This is a genomic window from Gryllotalpicola sp. CP2-P1, assembly GCF_057512245.1.
Map to the genome: position 1 here is coordinate 1 of NZ_JBLRDT010000216.1, position 4,027 is coordinate 4,027.

General features: G+C 70.3%; 7 protein-coding genes. 5 read left to right on the forward strand and 2 right to left on the reverse strand.

What is annotated here, in order from left to right; all coding sequences use genetic code 11:
- The coding region (locus ACM2XV_RS12990; protein WP_487027228.1) for a M20/M25/M40 family metallo-hydrolase at positions 1-632 on the forward strand (632 nt) is incomplete at its 5' end.
- A gap of 9 nt (positions 633-641) precedes the next feature.
- Positions 642-905, forward strand: a complete 264-nt coding sequence (locus ACM2XV_RS12995; protein WP_344775789.1) for a glutaredoxin family protein — start codon at positions 642-644, stop codon at positions 903-905.
- A 4-nt stretch (positions 906-909) separates the two neighbouring features.
- On the opposite strand, the gene ypfJ is transcribed toward ACM2XV_RS12995, so the two are convergent.
- Together ypfJ and ACM2XV_RS13005 are read right to left on the reverse strand one after the other, a co-directional pair.
- The gene (ypfJ, locus tag ACM2XV_RS13000) at positions 910-1,806 is read right to left on the reverse strand and encodes a KPN_02809 family neutral zinc metallopeptidase (protein WP_487027229.1); all 897 of its coding nucleotides are present in this window, start codon (positions 1,804-1,806) and stop codon (positions 910-912) included.
- A gap of 59 nt (positions 1,807-1,865) precedes the next feature.
- On the reverse strand, positions 1,866-2,480 hold the full coding sequence (locus ACM2XV_RS13005) for a flavodoxin family protein (protein ID WP_487027230.1): 615 nt from the start codon (positions 2,478-2,480) through the stop codon (positions 1,866-1,868).
- A gap of 37 nt (positions 2,481-2,517) precedes the next feature.
- On the opposite strand from ACM2XV_RS13005, the gene ACM2XV_RS13010 reads away from it, so the two are divergent.
- The 3 genes from ACM2XV_RS13010 to ACM2XV_RS13020 form a co-directional block, all read left to right on the forward strand.
- A complete protein-coding gene (locus ACM2XV_RS13010) occupies positions 2,518-2,997 on the forward strand; it encodes a nitroreductase family deazaflavin-dependent oxidoreductase (protein ID WP_487027231.1) in 480 nt (159 codons plus the stop codon).
- A 108-nt stretch (positions 2,998-3,105) separates the two neighbouring features.
- Positions 3,106-3,588 (forward strand): helix-turn-helix transcriptional regulator, encoded by a 483-nt coding sequence (locus ACM2XV_RS13015; RefSeq protein ID WP_487027232.1) that lies wholly within the window; start codon positions 3,106-3,108, stop codon positions 3,586-3,588.
- A gap of 67 nt (positions 3,589-3,655) precedes the next feature.
- Positions 3,656-4,027: VOC family protein (locus ACM2XV_RS13020; protein WP_487027233.1), on the forward strand; the 372-nt coding region annotated here is incomplete at its 3' end.

Consider the following 4,027-nt stretch of genomic DNA (forward strand, 5'->3'; position numbering starts at 1 on the left):
ATCCGTTCCCGAAGCGCCTGAGCCGCACCGCTCGCGACATGTTCGCCGCGTTCGACGGCGTCGCCACGGGCGCGGGAAAGGCGCTCGTCACCGTCGCCCCGCGGCTCGGCCCGGTCACGGCACGGCTGCTCGCGGCGCTCGGCGGCGAGCCCGCTGCCATGGTGCAGACGACGCTGGCGGTCACGATGCTCGACGCCGGCACCGCCCACAACGTGATCCCCAACACGGCGAGCGCGATCCTCAACCTGCGGCTCGCCGTGGGCGATTCGGTCGAGCAGGTCCTCGCGACGCTGACGCGCGCGGTCAAAGACCCGTCGATCACGGTCGAGCTGCTCGACGGTCACGCCGCGAGCCCCGAGTCGCGCACCGACAACGCCCAGTGGCAGGCGATCAGGGATGCCGTCGCCGCGGCCTACCCCGAGGCGGTGGTCGCTCCCTATGTCATGCTGCAGGCCTCCGACGCCCGGCACTTCCACCGCTTCACTCCGGACGCGACGTACCGCTTCGCCCCGCTCGCCATGTCGGCGGCGGAGCGCGCCGCGATCCACGGCCTCGACGAGCGCGTCACGATCGACGCTCTCGTGCGCGGCGAGCGCTTCTATCGTCAGCTGCTGTTGCACCTGCCGACGTAAGCTCGGAACATGGCCACCGCTGAGACGTTCGACAAGATCACCATGTTCGGCGCTGCCTGGTGCAGCGACTGCCGCCGCTCGAAGGCGCTGCTCGACCGACTCGAGGTCGACTACGACTACGTCGACGTCGAGGCCGTCGAAGACGGCGCGGCGCGCGCCGAGGCGATCAGCGGGCGCAAGAACATCCCGGTCATCGTGTTCCCGGATGCCACGCACGTCGTCGAGCCGACGGATGCCGAGCTCGAGGCGAAGCTGCAGGAAGCGGCGGCGTAACCCGCTACCCCAGCTGCGACGCCGGGATGCCGAAGGTCTGGCAGCTCGCGGGCGAGCCGGCGAGGCCGGTGTTGAACCACTTCTGACGCTCTGCGCTCGTGCCGTGCGTGAACCCTTCCGGGTTCACCTGGCCCTGCGTCGTCTGCTGAATGTGGTCGTCCCCCACGGCGGCGGCTGCGTTCAGGGCATCCGTGATCTGGTCCGTCGTGATCGGCTTCAGGTAGTGCTCGCCGTTCTCGTCGGTCTCGGTCGTCGCGTCGCCGAGCCAGGCTCCGGCGTAGCAGTCGGCCTGCAGTTCGAGCCGCACGGAATCCGACGCCGGGCCTGTCGCCGACAGGTTCTTGCCGCGCATCGTGCCCGTGATGTTCTGAACGTGGTGGCCCCACTCGTGGCCGATCACGTAGAGCTGCGCGAGCGCCCCGGCGTCATCGCCGAACTGCTGCGCGAGCTCGTCGTAGAACGCGGGGTCGATGTAGATCGTCTGGTCATTGGGGCAGTAGAAGGGACCCATGTCGGTGGATGCCGCACCGCACCCGGTGTTCGTCGACTGGTCGAAGATGACGATGCCCTGCGGGTCGGTGTAGCCCCGCACCTCGCCGGCCCAGTAGTCCTGCAGCAGCGCGGCCGCCCCCTGGATGCGGCAGTTGGCGTCCGTGTTCGCCTCGGCGGCGGTGCAGCTCAGCGCCTCATCGCCGCTCGTGTCGATCTGCTGGCCCTGCAGCCCGGTCAGGCCGCCGGCCACGCCGCTCACGTCGACGCCGGTGAAGTGCTGCACCAGCAGCACGACGATCGCGATCAGAACGGCCCCGCCACCCGCGCCGCCGCCGATCTTCATTCCCCGGCCGCCGCCGCGACGACTGGCCTTGCCGCCCGAGATGTCGGCGTTCTCGTTGAACGTCATGCCGCAAAGGTACCGCTGAGCGTGTGCAAAGAAACCCGCCGGCGGGGCCGTGCGGCGCGCTACACCGCCGGCAGGTACGGCCGCGCCTTCAGCAGCGACGCCAGGTGGAAGGCGTTGCGGGCAACCACGGTGTTCTGAGCGGCCACGGCGGCGGGCTGCTCGTCGAGCATCCGATAGTCGACGGTCTGCATCGCCTCGCCGTTCCAATACGTCGAGCCCTGCGCCGGAATCGTGTAGCCGACGTCGTTCAGCGCCTGCCCGACGTCGGCGATGATCGCGTGCGCGCCGTCCTCGTTGCCGACGACGACGGGCACCGCGATCTTGCCGGTGAGCGCCTTGACGCCGTTGTCGTCGGAGACCGAGAGCTCGGCGTCGAGCCGCTCGAGCACGCGCTGTGCGACCGACGAGAGGTGTCCCATCCAGGTCGGAGTCGCGAACACCAGGATGTCGGCCGCGACCACCCGACCGCGGATCTTCGGCCATTCGTCGCCGTCGCCTTCGTCGGCCGTGACACCCGGGCGCACGTCGTAGTCGACGACGCGCAGCTGCTCGGTCGCGACCCCGAGCGCTTCGAGCTCGGCCAGCACCTCCCCCGCGAGCTTCTCGGTGCTCGAGGGCTGCGGCGAGGGTTTGAGGGTGCAGTTCAGTGCGAGTGCGGTGAGCGTGCCTGCCATGACGGGCAGGTACCCGCCGCTCGTGCAGACTGAACCCATGGATTCCCCGCTGCGCCTCTTCCGCGCGGGCGTCGCCTGGGTGTCCCGCACACCGTGGTTCCGCCGCGTCGGCCCGCGGTTCATGCCCGGCTTCGAGCGCCTGATGCGGCGCCTCACGGGCGGGCGCGTGACGGCTTCGGGCATCCTCATGCCCGCTCTCGTGCTGCACACGACGGGCGCGAAATCCGGGCAGCCGCGCAGCACCGAGCTCATGTGCGTCCCCGACGGCGACACCTGGCTGATCACCGGCTCGAACTACGCCCGCGAGAACCACCCGGCCTGGACCGCCAACCTGCTCGCGCACCCCGACGCCGAGATCGAGTACAAGGGGCGGCGGATTCCCGTGCGCGCCGGCCTCGTGCCCGAGGCGGAGCGCGAGGAGGTCTGGGCGACGATCGAGCGGCAGTGGCCCGGCTACCGGAAGTACGAGGTCACCTCTGGGCGCACGCTGCGCATCTTCCGCCTGAGCCGGCGCTGACGCCTTCCGGCAGTTTTGTGCCCCGCGCCGACAGCTGCGCCCCGCGCGGCCGGCGCAACTGTCGGCCGGGGGCGCAAAACACGCGCCGACTCAGCGCACAATGAAGCCATGCCCGACCTCGACGAGCTGAAGCGCCTGCGGCGATCGCGCGATCGCATGGACCGCGAGTTCGCGCAGCCGCTCGACGTGCCGGCCCTCGCCCGCACGGCACTGATGTCGCCGGCGCACTTCAGCCGCCGCTTCCGCGATGCCTACGGCGAGACGCCCTACGCGTACCTCATGACCCGGCGCATCGAGCGCGCGAAGGCGCTGCTGCGGCGCGGCGACATGAGCGTGACGGATGCCTGTTTCGCGGTCGGCTGTACAAGCCTCGGCTCGTTCTCCGCCCGGTTCACCGAGATCGTGGGCGAGACTCCGAGCGCGTATCGCGCGCGCGACCACAGCGCCCTTCGCCCGCTCGGCCTCTGCGAGGTCATGGTGATCACGCGGCCGCGGAAGGCCGGGTGGTCGAGCAGGCCGCGCGACGCCGGGCCTCGAGAGCAGGCGGGGCCGTCTCTTCAGCAGAGCGGCCTTCAACACAGCGGGCTTTAGCAGAGCGGTCTTCGACAGAGCAGTTCTGAAGAAGCATCCGCCCCCGCACCTGCGTAGCGTCAGCCGCATGACCGTTTCACTCAGCGCCGTGCACATCATCGTCGACGACCCCGACGCCGCGCTCGCCTTCTACCAGGACACCCTCGGCTTCACGAAGCTGTTCGAGGCCGAGAACGGCGGCTACCGCTGGATCACCCTCAGCACCCCGACGCAGCCCGAGATCCAGATCGTGCTCGAGCAGCCCCATGGCGGCCGCTCGCAGGAGAACGGCGACGCGATCGCCGCGCTCCTCGCGAAGGGCGAGCTGCAGATGGTGAACTTCACGACGGACGACCTCGACGAGACCTTCGAGAAGATCGCCGCCGCGCCCGGCGCCGAGGTGCTGCAGGAGCCCACCGACCAGCCCTGGGGCCAGCGCGACGCGGCGTTCCGCGACCCC

Coding starts and splice junctions, on each gene's coding strand:
- ACM2XV_RS12995 (WP_344775789.1), top strand. CDS start 642: ATGGCCACCGCTGAGACGTTCGACAAGATCACCATGTTCGGCGCTGCC.
- ypfJ (WP_487027229.1), bottom strand. CDS start 1,806: ATGACGTTCAACGAGAACGCCGACATCTCGGGCGGCAAGGCCAGTCGT.
- ACM2XV_RS13005 (WP_487027230.1), bottom strand. CDS start 2,480: ATGGCAGGCACGCTCACCGCACTCGCACTGAACTGCACCCTCAAACCC.
- ACM2XV_RS13010 (WP_487027231.1), top strand. CDS start 2,518: ATGGATTCCCCGCTGCGCCTCTTCCGCGCGGGCGTCGCCTGGGTGTCC.
- ACM2XV_RS13015 (WP_487027232.1), top strand. CDS start 3,106: ATGCCCGACCTCGACGAGCTGAAGCGCCTGCGGCGATCGCGCGATCGC.